At 67.4% G+C, this 16,517-nt stretch carries 16 protein-coding genes; 10 read left to right on the top strand and 6 right to left on the bottom strand.

Annotated elements, in window-relative coordinates; translation table 11 throughout:
* Positions 1-2 precede the first annotated feature (2 nt).
* Positions 3-923 carry a DMT family transporter gene (locus MUN73_RS03585; protein WP_250139080.1) on the bottom strand — a complete coding sequence of 307 codons (921 nt, stop codon included), beginning with the start codon at positions 921-923 and terminating at the stop codon, positions 3-5.
* 227 nt (positions 924-1,150) lie between these two features.
* Here MUN73_RS03585 and hemL point away from each other — a divergent pair, with 227 nt between their 5' ends.
* Both hemL and MUN73_RS03575 read left to right on the top strand, forming a co-directional pair.
* A complete protein-coding gene (gene hemL, locus MUN73_RS03580) occupies positions 1,151-2,497 on the top strand; it encodes a glutamate-1-semialdehyde 2,1-aminomutase (protein ID WP_250139079.1) in 1,347 nt (448 codons plus the stop codon).
* A gap of 121 nt (positions 2,498-2,618) precedes the next feature.
* On the top strand, positions 2,619-3,293 hold the full coding sequence (locus MUN73_RS03575) for a hypothetical protein (RefSeq protein ID WP_250139078.1): 675 nt from the start codon (positions 2,619-2,621) through the stop codon (positions 3,291-3,293).
* Positions 3,294-3,330: 37 nt separating this feature from the next.
* Here MUN73_RS03575 and MUN73_RS03570 read toward each other — a convergent pair whose 3' ends face one another.
* The 3 genes from MUN73_RS03570 to MUN73_RS03560 all read right to left on the bottom strand — a co-directional run bounded on the left by MUN73_RS03570 (position 3,331) and on the right by MUN73_RS03560 (position 7,519).
* Positions 3,331-4,509, bottom strand: coding sequence for a sensor histidine kinase (locus tag MUN73_RS03570; RefSeq protein WP_250139077.1), 1,179 nt, complete (start codon positions 4,507-4,509; stop codon positions 3,331-3,333).
* 127 nt (positions 4,510-4,636) lie between these two features.
* On the bottom strand, positions 4,637-6,961 hold the full coding sequence (locus MUN73_RS03565; RefSeq protein ID WP_250139076.1) for a nitric-oxide reductase large subunit: 2,325 nt from the start codon (positions 6,959-6,961) through the stop codon (positions 4,637-4,639).
* A 195-nt stretch (positions 6,962-7,156) separates the two neighbouring features.
* Positions 7,157-7,519, bottom strand: a complete 363-nt coding sequence (locus MUN73_RS03560; protein ID WP_250139075.1) for a group I truncated hemoglobin — start codon at positions 7,517-7,519, stop codon at positions 7,157-7,159.
* A gap of 213 nt (positions 7,520-7,732) precedes the next feature.
* Here MUN73_RS03560 and hemC point away from each other — a divergent pair, with 213 nt between their 5' ends.
* The 6 genes from hemC (at position 7,733) to recJ (ending at position 13,666) form a co-directional block, all read left to right on the top strand.
* Positions 7,733-8,869, top strand: coding sequence for a hydroxymethylbilane synthase (gene hemC, locus MUN73_RS03555; protein WP_250139074.1), 1,137 nt, complete (start codon positions 7,733-7,735; stop codon positions 8,867-8,869).
* Positions 8,870-9,688, top strand: coding sequence for a uroporphyrinogen-III C-methyltransferase (gene cobA, locus MUN73_RS03550; RefSeq protein ID WP_250139073.1), 819 nt, complete (start codon positions 8,870-8,872; stop codon positions 9,686-9,688).
* Positions 9,681-10,442: a uroporphyrinogen-III synthase gene (locus tag MUN73_RS03545; RefSeq protein WP_250139072.1), complete on the top strand. Its 762-nt coding sequence runs from the start codon at positions 9,681-9,683 to the stop codon at positions 10,440-10,442. The genes cobA and MUN73_RS03545 overlap by 8 nt, the downstream gene beginning before the upstream one ends.
* A 97-nt stretch (positions 10,443-10,539) precedes the next feature.
* Positions 10,540-11,655 carry a CapA family protein gene (locus MUN73_RS03540; protein ID WP_382181393.1) on the top strand — a complete coding sequence of 372 codons (1,116 nt, stop codon included), beginning with the start codon at positions 10,540-10,542 and terminating at the stop codon, positions 11,653-11,655.
* Positions 11,656-11,762: 107 nt separating this feature from the next.
* Entirely contained in the window at positions 11,763-12,122 is a 360-nt protein-coding gene (locus tag MUN73_RS03535; RefSeq protein WP_250139071.1) for a hypothetical protein, read from the top strand.
* A gap of 62 nt (positions 12,123-12,184) precedes the next feature.
* The gene (recJ, locus tag MUN73_RS03530; protein WP_250139070.1) at positions 12,185-13,666 is read left to right on the top strand and encodes a RecJ family nuclease; all 1,482 of its coding nucleotides are present in this window, start codon (positions 12,185-12,187) and stop codon (positions 13,664-13,666) included.
* Positions 13,667-13,682: 16 nt separating this feature from the next.
* Here the strand turns inward: recJ and MUN73_RS03525 are convergent, their stop codons facing one another.
* Positions 13,683-14,438 carry a PHP-associated domain-containing protein gene (locus tag MUN73_RS03525; RefSeq protein WP_250139069.1) on the bottom strand — a complete coding sequence of 252 codons (756 nt, stop codon included), beginning with the start codon at positions 14,436-14,438 and terminating at the stop codon, positions 13,683-13,685.
* A 777-nt stretch (positions 14,439-15,215) separates the two neighbouring features.
* A complete protein-coding gene (locus MUN73_RS03520; RefSeq protein ID WP_250139068.1) occupies positions 15,216-15,602 on the bottom strand; it encodes a hypothetical protein in 387 nt (128 codons plus the stop codon).
* 160 nt (positions 15,603-15,762) lie between these two features.
* Between MUN73_RS03520 and MUN73_RS03515 the strand changes: the two genes are divergently transcribed.
* Together MUN73_RS03515 and MUN73_RS03510 are read left to right on the top strand one after the other, a co-directional pair.
* Positions 15,763-16,080 carry a DUF5783 family protein gene (locus MUN73_RS03515; RefSeq protein WP_250139067.1) on the top strand — a complete coding sequence of 106 codons (318 nt, stop codon included), beginning with the start codon at positions 15,763-15,765 and terminating at the stop codon, positions 16,078-16,080.
* A 55-nt stretch (positions 16,081-16,135) separates the two neighbouring features.
* Positions 16,136-16,492, top strand: coding sequence for a NifU family protein (locus MUN73_RS03510; protein WP_250139066.1), 357 nt, complete (start codon positions 16,136-16,138; stop codon positions 16,490-16,492).
* Positions 16,493-16,517 lie beyond the last annotated feature (25 nt).

Raw genomic sequence — 16,517 nt, 5'->3', positions numbered from 1 at the left:
CGTTACCGATCCAGTTTCCGGCTCGTCTGTGGCCCTCTCGCGACGAGTCGCGCGAGCGCCCGCCGCTTGACCAGGGCGAAGCCGACTGCGACGACGGCGAACCCGACGATCGTCGACGCCGCGAGCGCTTCCCGGAGGGCGAGCCAGCCGACGATCGCCGCGAAGACCGGCAACAGGTACGTGACGAGGTTGATCTCGACCGAACCGAGCCGATCGAGCAGGTCGAAGTACAGCAGGTAGCCCAGCCCGCCGGCGACGGGAACGAGGTACACGAAGGCGACGGCCGCGGCCGGCGTCCACTCGACCGACTGCGGTTCTCCGAGCGAGACGCTCACGCCGTGGAGCACCGGCGCGCCGACGAGCATCATCCACCCCTGGAGTGACGCGACCGGGAGGCCGGTCCGGGTCCGCTGGGTGAGGACCGTACCCAGTGCGAACGCGATCGCCGCGGCGAAGACGAGGAGCACGCCGAACGTTTCGGCCGTGTACAGCGCCGCCGGGTCCGGATCGGCCACGATCGCCGTCCCGAGAAAACCGAGTCCGAGACCGATCGCGCCGACGACGCCGAGGCCGGTGTTCGGGAGCAACGCACGCGAGAGACCCGCGGTGAGGATCGGCACCGTCGCGACGACGACCGCGGCGACGGCGCTCGTGACGTACTGCTGGCCGGCGAACAGCAGGGCGTGATGCATCGCGATCAGGAAGACGCCGCCGGCGAGGATACCGGCCCACTCCCCGCGCCGGGGGCGAACCCGCTGACCGCGGACGGCGGCGTACCCCAGGACGAGGATCGCCACGGCGTCGAATCGGAGGGCAGCGAACAGGACCGGAGGAACGACGGCGACGGCGACGCGGACGGCCGGAAACGTCGTGCCCCAGATCGCAGCGACGAGCAGGAACAGCGCAGGGAGTCGATAGCGCATACGGAAGGTATTCTGCGAGTCGGCGATTCAGTCGTTTAACGGTAGTGATCGCGTTCCGGAAACTGATCGGACGACGGACACTCCGATACGCGTGAGAACGCGACGACAGCGTCAGGACAGTTCGTGGTATTCACAGGTATCCGACAGTAGACGTAGAACCAGAACCGGTCTCTGTGAGGCGATCGAACCTCGGTACTACTTTCCCGTCCCGACGCAAAGGCCCGCGCATGAACGACGACAACTCGCGCGACCTGTACGATCGGGCCCTCTCCGTGATGCCCGGGGGCGTCAACTCGGCAGTTCGGGCGGCGATCGAGCCGTACCCGTTCTTCGTCCAGAAGGGCGACGGCGGGCACGTCGTCGACGCCGACGGGAACCGGTACGTCGACTGGGTGATGGGACTCGGTCCCCTGTTGCTGGGCCACGACCTGCCCGAGTCGGTCCAGGCGGCGATCCAGCAGAGAGCCAGCGAGGGGCCGATGTACGGCACCCCGACCGAGATCGAGGTCGACCTCGCGGAGTTCGTCGTGCGCCACGTCCCGAGCGTCGAGAAGATCCGGTTCGTCAACTCCGGCACCGAGGCGACCACCTCCGCGGTTCGGCTGGCGCGGGGGTACACCGGCCGGAACAAGGTCGTCGTCATGCAGGGCGGCTACCACGGGGCCCAGGAGTCGACGCTCGTCGAGGGCAACGCGGACGATCCCGCGCCGTCCTCGGCCGGCATCCCCCAGTCCTTCGCCGAGCACACGCTCCCGGTGCCGTTCAACGACGAGGACGCGATCCGCGAGGTGTTCGAGGAGCACGGCGACGACATCGCCGCGGTGATGACCGAACCCATCCTGGGGAACTACGGCATCGTTTACCCCGAGGAGGGGTACCACGAGTTCCTGCGCGAGATCACCGACGAACACGGCTCCCTGCTGATCTTCGACGAGGTCATCACCGGCTTCCGCGTCGGCGGCCTCGGCTGCGCCCAGAGCGAGTTCGGCGTCACCCCCGACCTGACGACGTTCGGCAAGATCGTCGGCGGCGGCTTCCCCGTCGGTGCGATCGGCGGCCGCGCCGAGATTATCGAGCACTTCGCCCCCTCGGGCGACGTCTTCCAGGCCGGCACGTTCTCCGGCCACCCCGTGACGATGGCCGCCGGCCTCGAGACGCTGCAGTTCGCCGCCGAGAACGACGTTTACGACCACGTCAACGGCCTCGGCGACGAACTCCGCACCGGCCTCCGCGACATCGTCGCCGACCAGGCGCCGAGCTACACGGTGACCGGCACCGACAGCATGTTCAAGGTGATCTTCACCCGGGACGGACCGGGTCCGGACTCCCTCGAGGAACAGTGCGACGCCGGCTGTCGGCAGGACCCGACCTGTCCGCGCTACGATTACTGCCCGAAAAACGCAACGGACGTGAAAAGCGCCGAGACCGAGCGCTGGCGACGGGTCTTCTGGGGCCAGATGCGAGACCAGGGGATCTTCCTCTCGCAGAACCAGTTCGAGTGCCAGTTCGTCAGCTACGGCCACACCGCGGAGGACGTCGAACGGACACTCGAGGCGTACAAAGAGGCCCTGTAGCTCCCGTTGAATACGTACCACGTCGCCGATCGGATCGCGATCGAAACCCCCGGACCCGAACGGGTGGGGTCCGGTACACGTAACCGACGTCGGTCGAAACGTCACGTCAGCTGATACTGTAATGGCGAGAAGTCTCGACACGATCGACTGGGGGCGGGCCATCGAGCGGCTCTGCTTTCTGTTCCCGCCGGTGATCGGCGTCGGCCTGATCGGCGTCGTCCGGGAGGCCGACCCCGGCGTCCCGTTTCTCGAACGGGGGCTGGTGCTGGTCGGTACCTTCGGATACACCTTGCTGACGATCGCGCTCGCCGTCGCGCTCTTCGTCGACGCCCGCCGGGTTCGTCGCCGGGGCGGCGTCAGCAGCCACTGGAAGCCGAACCCGTGGCTCAATGCCGCGTTCGCGATCGTCTGGGCCCCGGTCGCGGGCGTCTTCTACCTCGCCCGTCGCCACAGGCGGTTCGGGACGAAGCCGGGGTGGACGGCCTGGTGGCTCGTCGTGGCGGTCACGCTCGGATCGACGGTGATCGGGGCCCTGGTCGCCGTCGTCGCGTTCGTCCTCGCGCTCCCGGGCCTGCTCACGTCCGCGATCGGCCTGGCGGGGGCGGTCGCCGTCGGGGCGTTCCCGATCGCGATCCACCAGGACGCCGCCCACGTCTGTACCTACGGCGACGACTGGCGGCCGAATCCGGGCGTCTACCTCGGGATCGCGTTCCTCAGTCTCTCCGTCCCTCCGCTACAGCCGATCGTGGCGGGCTACTACCTCGCCAGGCGGCACAAGGCGGTTGGAACGCCGTGAGATCGAGGGCGAGCGATCGGGGCGTGTCGGGCGCGTCTCACGCGTCCGATCGATCGGCCGGTTCCGGATCGTCGGGGGATCGATCGGCCGGTTCCTCGGCCGCCGGGAGTTCGACGGCGAACCGGGTCCCGTCAGGTCCCGTGTCGGCCACCTCGATCGTCCCGCCGTATCGGGTCACCAACTGGTCGACCAGGTAGAGCCCCAGCCCGTGCGTGCTGCCCCGGCGCTCGCCGCGCTCGAACAGCGAATCGAGCGCATCCTCGGGAATACCGGGGCCGTTGTCCGCGACGTCGATCCGGACGGTTTCGGGGCCGGGATGGACTTCGATGGCGACCCGGGGCGTCTCGGCGTCGTTGTGTTCGACCGCGTTCGAGAGGAGGTTGCCGAAGACGCGGGCGACCAGCCCGTCGGCCCGGACGAAGACGGCCTCGGGGATCGACTGCTCCACGTCGACGGGACCCCACTTGTGGTCCAGTTTTCGCACTTCGTCGGCCAGCACCTGCGAGATGTCTACGGGTTCGAGCTGGTACTCCCCCTCGGTCGTCTGCAAGAGCACGCGGACGTCGTCAATCACGGTCGTCAGTTCGTCGGATTCGTCGGCGATGACGGACGCCCACTGCCGGCCGTGATCGGTCAGCGACGGCTCCTCGTCGAGGAGCAGCGTCGCGTACCCGTTGATGATCGCCGCCGTGTTCAACACCTCGTGTCGGAGGAGGCCGTTGAGGTAGTCGAGATAGTCCCGTTGCCGTTCGAGATGTTCCGTCCGGAGCGCCGCCCGTTCGGCTGCCAGCGCGCGCTCGATGGCGCGCGCTTCGATACAGCCGACGAGTAACCCCGTCCCGGTTCCGATCGCGACGGCCCACCGCACCCACGAGACGGCGAGCCACGTCTCGGTCGGCATCGCGGCGATGAGCCCGAGATTGACGACGAGGAAGGCGATCAGGCCGGCGAGACACCAGCCCGCGATGCGCGGATATCGGGCCGGCGAAAGGTCGGCGGTGCGGAGCCAGTAGCCGCCGGCCGTAATGCCGACGAGAAAGGGGACGGACGTCACCACACCCACCAGAAACAACCCGTCAGCCCCGCTTCCGGGATCGGATACCGGGAACAGCCAGAACTCGCCGAGCAGCACGGCCACGAGTGCCGCCCCGAACGCGCTCACGGACTCCGGAATCCGTGCTCCGGAGACGAGACCGCGGGGCCCGAAAGGAGCCATACGCTGGAAAGGACGGCAGGTTCTGTTAACAGTTCTGGCCCGTCGAACCTCGCCGCAGCCGGAGAACGCGGATCGAACGCACCCAACCGCGCCGGTCACCGACGACACGCCGGAAAAAGGGAGCGGATCAGTCGTCGTCGCTCACCGGGTCGACCCGGTCGTCTGCGACGAGCCGATCGGCGATGACGTGTGAGCCGGTATCCGACGACTCGCCGACGGTCGCCTTGCGCTGGAAGAGCAGTTTCGCGGCGACGTCCCAGGCGAAGACGATCGCACCAAGGATCAACAGCGTGTCACCGGGCATGCGGAGCCAGAACAGCGTCTGGACGATCCCGGTGTTGTAGAACTCCAGGCTCCGCGAGGCGGCGTAGCCCTCGGTGAACGCGACCTCCAGCTGGAGGAAGCCGACCGGGAGCAAAGAGAGGAACAGCATGAGCGCGAGACCGGCGTTACACAGCCAGAACGACAGGCGCAGGCGTCGATCGGACCAGTGCTCGGCGCGGGTGGTCACCCGGAGGATGTAGACGGCCATCCCCATCGCGAGGAAGCCGAAGGCCCCGAACATCGCGCCGTGGGCGTGGGCGACGGTCAGGTAGGTCCCGCTCTCGAAGTAGCTGATCACCGGGAGATTGATGAAGAAGCCGATGACGCCGGCCCCGAAGAAGTTCCAGACCGAGGAGGCGACGATGAAGTAGAACGCCATCCGGTAGGGAAAGTCCGTTCCAGCGGCGTCCATCGCGCGGTACTGGCCCAGCGCCTCGTAGAGGATGAACAGCAGCGGGATGAACTCGAGGGTGGAGAAGACGCTGCCGATCGGGAGCCAGACCTCGGGGAGGCCGGCCCACCAGTAGTGGTGGGAGACGCCGATGATGCCGCTTCCCATCACGAGCGCGGCCTGGAAGATGACCGCCTTCTCGGCCGACTTCTTCGAGAGGAGGTTCATCGAGACCAGCGTGAGCGCGATGACGACGAGGATGAAGAACTCGAAGACGCCCTCGACCCACATGTGGACGACCCACCAGCGCCAGAACTCGGTCATGACGAAGTTCGTGTCTGGCGTGTAGAGGAAGCCAGCCATGAACAGCAGGCCGATCGAGCCGCCCGCGTAGACGATCATGTGGGCCAGCCCGTATCGGGGCTCGCGATCGAGCAGGGGCTTGAACCCGCGAGCCACGAGCGCGGTCCAGCCGAGGAAGCCGACCAGCAGGCCGGCCTGCCAGATGCGGCCGATCTCGACGTACTCTAGCCCCTCGTTACCCAGGAGCCACCACCACTCGCCGCCGAAGAAGTTGTTGACGCCGAGCCAGATGCCCGCGAGGCCGCCGACGGCAACGACGAGTAACGCGGCGATCAGGCCCTTGATGTACAGGGCCTGTCTGCGCGGTTCGCGACCCGTCAGCAGCGGTGCGAGGAAGAGGCCGGCACCGAGCCACATCACCGCGATCCAGAGGATCCCCAGGTCGACGTGCCACGTTCGGACGATCGTCCAGGGGAGGTACTCGAGGATGTCGAACCCGACGAGTTCGTGGAGGCCGAAGAAGTCGTCGCGCTCGACGTAGTAGTGGGCGAGCAGGCCACCCAGGAACGTCTGGAGGACGAACAGTACGGCCCCGATGAGGACGAACCTGGTGCTCAGGATCTGACTCGGCGTCAGGTCGATCTCCTTCGGGTGGGGAATCGACACGCCGTTCGCCTCGGGTTCGGGGAGTTCGACGGCCTGGTAGAGCCAGATCGCGATCCCGGCACCGGCGACCAGCAACACCATCGCGATGACGCTCCAGGTCATTACGGCCCCGCCGGCGTCGTTGCCCGCGGCGGGCGAGTACGGGAAGTCGTTGGTGAACGAGACGTCCGAATCCGGCCGATCGGTGTGGGAGATCCAGGCGGTCCACAGCGCGAAGTCCGCGAACTGCTCTGCTTCCTCCGCGGTCGGGATCAGCCCCTCCTGAATGCCGCGCTCGCGGTCGCCCTCGTAGTACGTTTCGACGTAGTCCTGACGCACCTGCTCGTGGGCGTACGCTTCCGCGGCGGAGTACTCGACCTCGTCGGGGTCGTAGCTGCTCGACTGGAGTTCCTGCCGGACCGTCTCGTCGATCGCCGCTTGCTCCGACGCGTCGAGATCCTCGTAGGCCGTCTCGTACTCCTCCTGCGCGTAGTAGTCGCGCATGTGGTCGGTCTTGGACTCGAGAGCGTCGGCAGTGTAGTCGACGTCGTAGTAACTTCCACGACCCAGGGCCGACCCCTGGTTCATCAGTCCGTTCTCCTGGAAAACCATCTTCCCCGTCTGGACGTCGTCGCTCGTCGCGACGGTCTCGCCGTCCGGGCCGACGATCGTCTCGGGGATCTCCGGTTCGTTCTCGTAGGAGAGCCACGCCCCACCGGCCATGACGATGAGGTTCACGAAGAAGATCGCCGCGAGGAACGTGGCGAGTTGTTTTCTGTTTACCTTCATTCCAGTCGGGTATCGACGTGCAAGACCCGTCAAACGGCCCGGCTTTTCCTACCGACTGGAAGAGGCCCCGAACGCGTTCGCGACAGGGATTAGGGGCGATCCGATCGGAGTCACCTGAACCAGCGGTCCAGACGACGGCCCGTCGCGGCGGGCCGAAAAGCGCCGAGAACGTCCGTGGACGGGCCCGTGCGAGAATCAGTCCGCGGTGACGATCGCGCCGCGGTAGCGGGCGATCTCCGCGAGCACCGTCTGCCGATCGTCCTCCGCGACGTCGAACGCCGCGAGCGCGTCGTCGAGGTGGGTCGCGATCGCCTCGAAGTCCGCCGGGCCGATATCGAGATCCGCGTGGGCCGCTTCCATCTCCGCGCCCGTGTACTCGACCGGGCCGCCGGCGACGGAACTGATGAACTGGGCCTGGTGTGCGCGCTGTTTCTGCATATCGACGTCCTCGAAGTAGTGTGCGACCTGTTCGTCCGCGACGACGCGATCGTAGAAATCGTCGACGACGGCGGCGATGCCGTCCTCGCCACCGAGTCGTTCGTAGAGGGAGTCGTCCATGCGCTCGGATCGAACAAGGTCTTATAGTATAAGCTCCCTCCCGAATATGTTGGACGTAAAATTTGTGTGTGATTCTCATTCACTCAATCCGGGCGCGATCGATCGTCGTCGACTCGCGCGTGGAAGGACCGATCGCGGCGGCCGGCACCGAATCGCACGCGTCGGACGCGACAAGCGTGCGCTTTTCATACTCGAGGCGACCATGATTCGTCTATGAGAACGCGCGGGACGTTGCGACTGGCGACGCGGGGGTCTGCACTCGCCCGGCGGCAGGCCGCGATCGTACAGGAGGCCCTGGAAGACCGGCGGTACGAGGTCGAACTCGTGACCGTCGAGACGACGGGCGACCAGATCAGGGACGAATTGATCCACCGACTCGGGAAGACGGGTGCGTTCGTCCGCGAACTCGACGAGCGCGTCCTCGAGGGCGACCTCGACGGCGCGATCCACTCGATGAAGGACATGCCGACCGAACAGCCCGACGACCTCGTCACGGCCGCGATTCCCGAACGGGGACGGCCGGGAGACGCCCTCGTAACGCCGGACGGAGCGGCGCTCGAGGACCTCCCGAACGGCGCGACCGTAGGCACGTCGAGCCTGCGCCGGCGCGCGCAGTTGCTCTCCGAGCGGCCGGACCTCGAGGTCGAACCGCTTCGCGGGAACGTGGACACGCGCCTCGAGAAGTTGCTCGCGCCCGCACTCCAGGACGAACACCAGGAGCGATCGGAGGCCGACAAAGAACGCAAAGGAAATACCGGGAACGAGGACTTCGAACCGGAGTACGACCGCACCGTCGACGAGTGGTTCGACGACCTCTCGGAACTCGAAAAGCAGGCCCTGGGTCGCGAGGTCGAGACCGCGTACGACGCGATCGTCCTTGCGGAGGCGGGCCTCGAGCGAAGCGGCTTCGCACACGCCGTCGACTACCAGCCGCTCCCGACGGATACGTTCGTCCCCGCGCCGGGCCAGGGCGCGCTCGCGGTGGTCGCGACGGACGGCGAGACCGCCCGCGAGATCCAGTCGACCATCGATCACCCGCGAACCCGAGTCGAGACGACGGTCGAGCGTACCCTCCTCGCGGAACTCGGCGGCGGCTGCATCGCCCCGATCGGCATCTACGCCGTCGTTCAGGGGGAGTACGTGCACGCGTCGGTCCACGTCTCCGACCGGGACGGCGAGGAGTCGGTGACTGCGAGCCGCGACCTCCCGGTCGAGACCCACGCCGAAGCCGCCCGCGAGTTCGCGGCCGACCTCGCCGATCGCGGGGCCGCGGACCTGATCGACGCCGCGCGCGAGGACACCGAGGGCGACGACGGACCAGCACCGGACGACCAGCCGGAGGGGAAGTAGATGACCGACGGGTCGACCGACTCGAACGGGCCGGAGCCGGGCACCGTCTACCTCGTCGGCAGCGGCCCCGGCGATCCGGACCTGCTGACGGTCAGGGCGAAACGCCTGCTCGAAGCCGCCGACGTCGTCCTCCACGACAAGCTGCCGGGGCCGAAGATCATCGACCTGCTGCCCGAGGAGCGCCGCGAGGACGTCGGCAAGCGTGCCGGCGGCGATCGCACGCCCCAGTCCGAGATCAACGAGCGACTGGTCGAACTCGCCCGCGAGGGCAAGTCCGTCGTCCGGCTCAAGGGCGGCGACTCGTTCGTCTTCGGTCGCGGCGGCGAGGAGGCCGAGTACCTCGCTACCCACGAGGTGCCGTTCGAGGTCGTCCCGGCGGTCACGTCCGCGATCGCCGCGCCCGCCGTCGCGGGGATCCCGGTCACCCACCGCGATCACGCCTCGTCGGTCTCGTTCGTCACGGGCCACGAAGACCCGACGAAGGAGGAGTCCGCGGTCGACTGGGAGGCACTCGCCGCGACGGGCGGCACGATCGTCGTCCTGATGGGCGTCGGTCGGCTCCCGGACTACACGACGGCGCTGATCGAGGCCGGGATGGCCCCCGAGACGCCCGTCGCGCTCGTCGAGCGCGGCACCTGGCCCGGCCAGCAGGTCGCGACCGGGACCCTGGAGACGATCGTCGACGCCCGCGACGAGGCGGGGATCGAACCACCCGCAGTGACGGTGATCGGCGACGTGGCAGGGACGCGCGATTCGGTCGTGGAGTTCCTGCGGAACGACTACGGCACTCCGAACGAGGAGAGGAAACACGATGCGTGACGCCACCCGCTCCCCCACGGTCGCCGTCTTCCGTCCCGACGACGATCGACTCGCAGAGGCCGCCGACCTCCTCGAATCGCTCGGTGCGGAGCCCGTTCCCGACCCGATGCTGGCCGTCGAACCGACCGACGCCGTCCCGCGGACCGACGCGGACTACGCGATTCTGACGAGCAAGACCGGCGCGGAACTCGTCGCCGACGCCGGCTGGGACCCCGGCGACGCGACCGTCTGTGCGATCGGTCCCGCGACGGCAGATGCCCTTCGCGACGTGGGCTACGCGGTCGATCTCGTCCCCGAAGAGTTCACGTCGAGCGGACTCGTCGCCGACCTCGACGACGCGGTCGACGGCGCGCGCGTCGAAGTCGCCCGGAGCGATCACGGGAGCGACGTCCTGCTCGACGGACTCGAGGACGCGGGCGCGTACGTCCACGAGACGATTCTCTACCGGCTGGTTCGTCCCGAGGGGAGCGGCGAATCGGCCGAGCTCGCCGCCGAGGGAGCCCTCGACGCCGCCTGCTTCACTTCGTCGCTGACGGTCGAACACTTCTTAGAGGCCGCCGAAGAGCGCGGACTCCGCCAGGACGCCCTCGCGGGGCTGCGGGACGCGACGGTCGGCGCGATCGGCGAACCGACGAAAGGGACCGCCGAAGCACAGGGGATCGACGTCGACGTGGTGCCAGCGGAGGCGACGTTCGACGCCCTGGCCCGCGAGACGATCGACGCGGCGGGATCGGTCGACGAACCGCGACGCTGACTCCCGTAAACGGCGCTGTTCGTCACCAGCGCTCGATCGACGATCGGATCGCCGTTCGAACTCAACTATTTTGACTGTCCGGACGAACGACTGCTGCGTGATCAGGAGTCGACGACGGGTCCTCGCGAGCGCGGCGGGTGCCGCTCTCGGCGTCAGCGGCTGCCTCGAACCGACCGCCGAGTCGACAGCGGACGGGGACGCCAGGGACGAGTTCGAGCGCGACCACGCCGGGACGACGATCGGGTTCGTCGGCGACGCCATGCTCGGGCGCAACCTCGACGAGCGCTACGGGCGACGGGGCGTCGATCCGGCCGCGGTCTGGGGCGACCTCCGATCGCGACTCGACTCCCTCGACGCGGTCTGTTGTAACCTCGAGTGCTGTCTGTCGACGCGAGGCGAGCGATTTCCCGACCGGGCGTACTACTTCCGGGCCGATCCGGCGTGGGCCGTCCCCGCCCTCGAGGCGGGGAACGTCCGGTTCGCCGCGCTGGCGAACAACCACATGCTCGATTACGGCCCGACCGCGCTGGTCGACACGCTCGAGGCCCTCTCCGACGGCGGGATCGGGCACGCGGGGGCCGGCAAAACACCGGCCGCGGCGTACGCGCCCGCCTCGTTTTCGGTCGACGGGGTCGACGTCGCAGTTGTCTCCGTCGCCGATCATTACGCGGAGTACGGCGCCACCGACGAGCGCCCCGGGACGGCCTACCTCGAGTGCGATCCCGACGATGCGGAGACGCGCCGCCTCGTGGACGACGCGCTCGATCGGGCACGGGCGCGGGACCCGGATCTGCTCGTCGCGTCGATCCACTGGGGCCCCAACTGGGTCGAACGGCCGGACGAGACGTACGTCGAGTTCGGCCGCTGGCTCGTCGATCGGGGCGTCGACCTCGTCCACGGCCACAGCGCCCACGTCGTACAGGGCGTCGAACGGTACGGCGACGGCGTCATCCTCCACGACACCGGCGACATCGTCGACGATTACGTGGTCAAAGAGGACCTGCGCAACGATCGCAGCTTCCTCTTCGAGGTCGGTCTCGAGGGCGGCTCGATCGCCGAACTCCGACTCGTCCCCGTCGTAATCGACGACTACGCGGTCCACCCCGCGGGTGACGACGCCGCGACGTGGCTCCACGAGACGATGCGGGAGCGCTCCGCCCCGTTCGAAACCAGCTACGAGAAGGACGGCGACGATCTGGTCCTCTCGCTGTAGGCTACACCTTACCCGCTCGCCGTAGACCGGTTGTGCGCGTTCGACCGGGACCCGACATGCGGTGGCAAGGCGTCCGCTCATGCCCTCGAGAGCCGTTCTCGGTCGTAATGACAGACACGTCCGCCCGTCCGTTCAGGCTGGATCCGCCCGGGACGATCAGTTTGCGCGCGGCGTTCTTCGTCCTCTGGATCGTCGATGCGATCGCCGCGACCCTCTTTTTCGTCGTTCCGTACGCGTCGGAACTCAACCCCATCACCGTGTTCTTCTACGGGCTGTTCGGACTGCCCGGCGTCCCGCTCGCGGCGATCTGTTACGCCGTGATCGTGGTCGCGATCGGCCACCTGCTCTCGGAGCCGCTCGATCTGCGGTTCGTGATCGTGATGGTGGGTCTGTACGCCCTGTTCGTGACGAACAACGTCCTGTTGCTCGTGCTTCGCAGACCGCCGCTCGAACTCGTCGGAATCTGACGGCCGAGATGCCCAGCACCAGACCGCAGGTTTATGAGCGACGCCGCACCAACCACACCTCGATGGCTGGCCCGATCCCCGACCTCGAGGACCGTGCGACCCGCTGTGCACAGCGACTCTGCGAGGCCGATCGCGTGTTGCTCGCGTCCCACATCGACGCCGACGGACTGACCAGCGCCGCGATCGCCGCCCAGGCGCTCGAACGCGCGGGGATCCCCTTCGAGACCGTCTTCGAGAAGCAACTCGACGACGCGGCGATCGCCGCGATCGCCGACACCGACTACGAGACCGTCCTCTTTACGGACTTCGGGAGCGGCCAGCTCGATAGCATCGGCGAGCACGAGGACGCGGGCGCGTTCACCCCCGTGATCGCCGACCACCACCAGCCGGCCGATCGGGAGACGGCGTACCACCTCAACCCGCTCCTGTTCGGGATCGACGGCGCCTCGGAACTGTCGGGTGCCGGGGCGAGCTACGTGCTCGCGCGGGCGCTCGCCGCCGAGACGAGCACCGGGGCTGCCGCGGCGGACGGCGGTGCGGCCACGACCGACGCGGGCACCGGGACGACCGCCCGCGCGGACAATCGCGACCTGGCCGCCCTCGCCGTCGTCGGCGCGGTCGGCGACATGCAGGCCTCCGGCGGCGAACTCCACGGCGCGAACGAACGGATCGTCGCGGAGGGCGTTGAGGCCGGCGTCCTCGAGACCGGGACGGACCTCGCACTCTACGGCAAGCAGACGCGTCCGCTCCCGAAACTCCTCGAGTACGCCACCGACGTCCACATCCCCGGCATCTCGAACGACCAGCAGGGCGCGCTTCGATTTCTCGACGGGCTCGACCTCGAGTTGAAACGGGACGGGGAGTGGCGGCGCTGGGCCGGACTCACGAACGACGAGAAGCAGACCGTCGCCAGCGCGCTCGTCAAACGAGCCGTCTCGAGCGGCGTCCCCGCATCGAAGATCGAGGGGCTGGTCGGGACCGCCTACGTCCTCGCCGGGGAACCCGTCGGCACCGAGCTGCGGGACGCCAGCGAGTTCTCGACGCTACTCAACGCGACCGCCCGGTACGAGCGGGCCGACGTCGGTCTCGGCGTCTGTCTCGGCGATCGGGAGGGAGCACTCGAACGGGCCCGGAAACTCCTGCGAAACCACCGCCGGAACCTCTCGAACGGGATCGACCTCGTCACGAGCGAGGGCGTCACCCACGAGGAGCACCTCCAGTGGTTCCACGCCGGCGATCGCATCCGCGAGACGATCGTCGGCATCGTCGCCGGGATGGCGATGGGCAACGAGGGGATCAGCCGATCGAAACCGATCCTCGCGTTCGCAGAAAAGAACGACGAGGAGGTCAAGGTCTCCGCGCGCGGCACCCACTCGCTCGTTCGGCAGGGACTCGACCTCTCGATCGTCGTGGGCAAGGCTTCCCGGGCCGTCGACGGCGACGGCGGCGGTCACGACGTCGCAGCGGGGGCGACGGTCCCGAAGGGCCGAGAGGAGGAGTTCGTCGCACGCGCCGACGAGATCGTCGGCGAGCAACTGTCCTGACGACCTGTCCCCTGACCTACCCCGATCGATCCATCGACGCGGGGATCGTCGGCACCAGCGGCGCGCGCGAGGTCAGCACGTAGGTCGACTTGCGAACCGCCCCTTTCGCGTACTGGACCGTGCTCTTGTGGACCGGGGTCCGTTTGCCGTGAATCTGCGTTCGTCCCTCGAGGATCGCTTCGACGAGGTCGTCGCCGTCGATCGCCGCCTTCGACGGGGTTTCGGCGCTAGGTTCGACGAGGATTTCGGTGTAGGCCCTGCCGACGTTCGGCAGGTAGTGGGCGTCGCTCGCGCCGATCTCGGGATAGCCGCGTCGACGGGCGAACGTCCGCGCACGACGATTCCGGTAGCCGGTAAACAGCATCGAGTTGTACGTCTCGATCGCGTCGGCGTCCTCGATGTGCCGTTTCCGCACGCCGTGGCGGCTTCGCTGGAACGGGTGGGGAACGATCGCGATCCCGCCGAGGTCACGGACGGTCTCGACGGTCTCCATGAACGGCTGGCCGGGATCGGGTCGCTCCTCGACGCCGATCGCGAGCAGGTGGCCGTGGCGGGTCGACACCTCGACGCCGGGGATGCCGACCAGACCGTACTCCGGCGCGAGGTCGGCGGCGCGCAGGGACTCGTCGATCTCGTCGTGGTCCGTGATCACGACGCCGTCGAGTCCGATGTCGGCCGCGTGTTCCAGGACGAGTTCGATCGGTTCGTGTCCGTCGTAGGACTCGTCCGAGTGGACGTGAAAGTCGATCGCAAAGGAGAGCTGAGGTGTCATCGACGATCGGTCCGTGCTGGTACCTACGTACTGCCGACGCCAGTATAAGCACTCCGAACCTGCCAGGCGCCGCGAACGGAACGAGAATTGGCGCTGACAGCCGTGAGGTGCCGCTTTCGAGGAGAGCTGGGGGGACGTCAGGTGAGATCGCCGTCCGGGGCCGTCGTCACGAGGACGACGTCTCGGCCAGACGCCGTGGCGATCCACACCCACTCTCGGACGTCCACGATCGAATCGATATCGACCCGGACACGATCGATCGACACCCAGGGTTCGATCGCCGGTCGCGGTATTCCGACAGCCGACCCCGGCGCGTCAGAAGTGACGATTCGAGCGGCGGGATGCCGGGCCGGCCGTCCACCCCGACGACGCACATTCTGTATCGTCATATGTAATTTATCGACGGGCGACTCCTGGTTCGACGACGGTAACTGGAAACGGAATCGCCGTAGTATCGTGTTGCGTGCTAGCAATCCGAAGTGTTGCTTCGGCCCACACAGATCCCGTCACAACGTCGTACCGGTCGGACGATGAAAGTCAGAACCAACGGGTGAGGGCCGGTCGGGAGTTGAAAGCCGGAAGAACCCGCGGTCATCGACGGCGAGTCGAGCCGATCGCAGTGTGGAGTTCCGGAACGTGGTGGATCCGTCCGAGGTCTGCCTTCGGGGGCGAGGAGTCGACCGGATCGATAGCCACGTCGGGCCAGTTATTCCAGAGGATCGACCAGCCGCCGGGCGCAGTATAAGTCGCATACCGATATAAGAAATGACGACCGGCTCACTGCGACGGGCTGCAGTCGGGGACGACGTCCGCGAGCGACACCCGATGGAGAACGTCCTGGATCTCGATCCGATCCGCCGGCTCGTCGACGACCTCGTGGATCCGGTTCATACACTCGAGCAGGCCATTGACGGCGGCTCGACGGGTCGAGACGCGGCCGATCGTCTCGGTGATCGATCGGTCGGCGAGCGCGTAGCGGTGCTTCAGTTCCCAGCACCGACCCAGTCCGAGACTCGGGTGAGACCGGTCCGGGCGCGTACAATCCGCGATCAGTTCGAGCGGAAGCGTACTGTGACGGTACGACACGTACCCGTCACGGAGCTCCGCAGGACCCCATCCCGGCGGCAACGCCTCGCGTGGGATCGGGTGCTGATCGGTTGGCATAGTGGTGGATGTCCGCGACTGAACCGGGAGTTGGTTCCGCTTGCATACGCACTCTCCGTATGTAGGCTCCCCCTACCGTATCACTCGTCGTAACTGTCCGACGATCCGTCCCGAACCGGTGATCGGCCCACTTTTGTCCTCGCTCGCGTTCGTATCCACCATGGCCGACTTCGATCCCGAGAAGTTCGAGGACAAGTACGCCAACTACTTCCCCGAACTCCAGCAGGCGTACAAGAACGCGTTCAACCGGATGAACGAGGAGTACGACTCACAGCTCGTGCACGCGATCGACCAGCAGGTGCTCAACGAGAGCGAGCCGTTCTACGAGGGCGACGGCGAGTTCCGCGTCGAACTGCCCGACGACCCGTACGGACGGCTGTCGGGCGTCCTCGTCGACGAGGAGCGCTTCGAGGAGGTCCTCGAGATCCACGTCGAAGAGATCGAGAACGAACTCCAGCGCGTCTTCGGATTTGCGTGACACCGGAGGTAGACGGGACGGAAGGTTTAGGGGCTCCGACACCCAAGGGGCGTCTATGAGCACCGAGACCCAGGACGGGGACGACCTCGAAGACCGCGTCGCGAACTTCCTGCGACGGAACTTCCCGCAGATCCAGATGCACGGCGGTAGCGCGGCGATCCAGGACCTCGACCGTGAAACTGGCGAGGTCTCGATCGCCCTCGGCGGCGCCTGCAGCGGCTGTGGGATCTCGCCGATGACGATCCAGGCGATCAAGAGCCGGATGGTCAAGGAGATTCCCGAGATCGAGAAAGTCAACGCCACGACCGGAATGGACGGCGGCGACGCGGGCGGCGGCATGAGCCCCTCCTTCCCCGGCGAAACGGTCGACGACGACGGCAGCGCCGACGAAGGCCCCGAAGCACCGTTCTAACCCCACGTTCGTCCCGCCGCTATTA

Source organism: Halosolutus amylolyticus (assembly GCF_023566055.1).
Lineage (GTDB): Archaea > Halobacteriota > Halobacteria > Halobacteriales > Natrialbaceae > Halosolutus > Halosolutus amylolyticus.
This window is presented reverse-complemented; position numbering and strand designations above follow the sequence as displayed.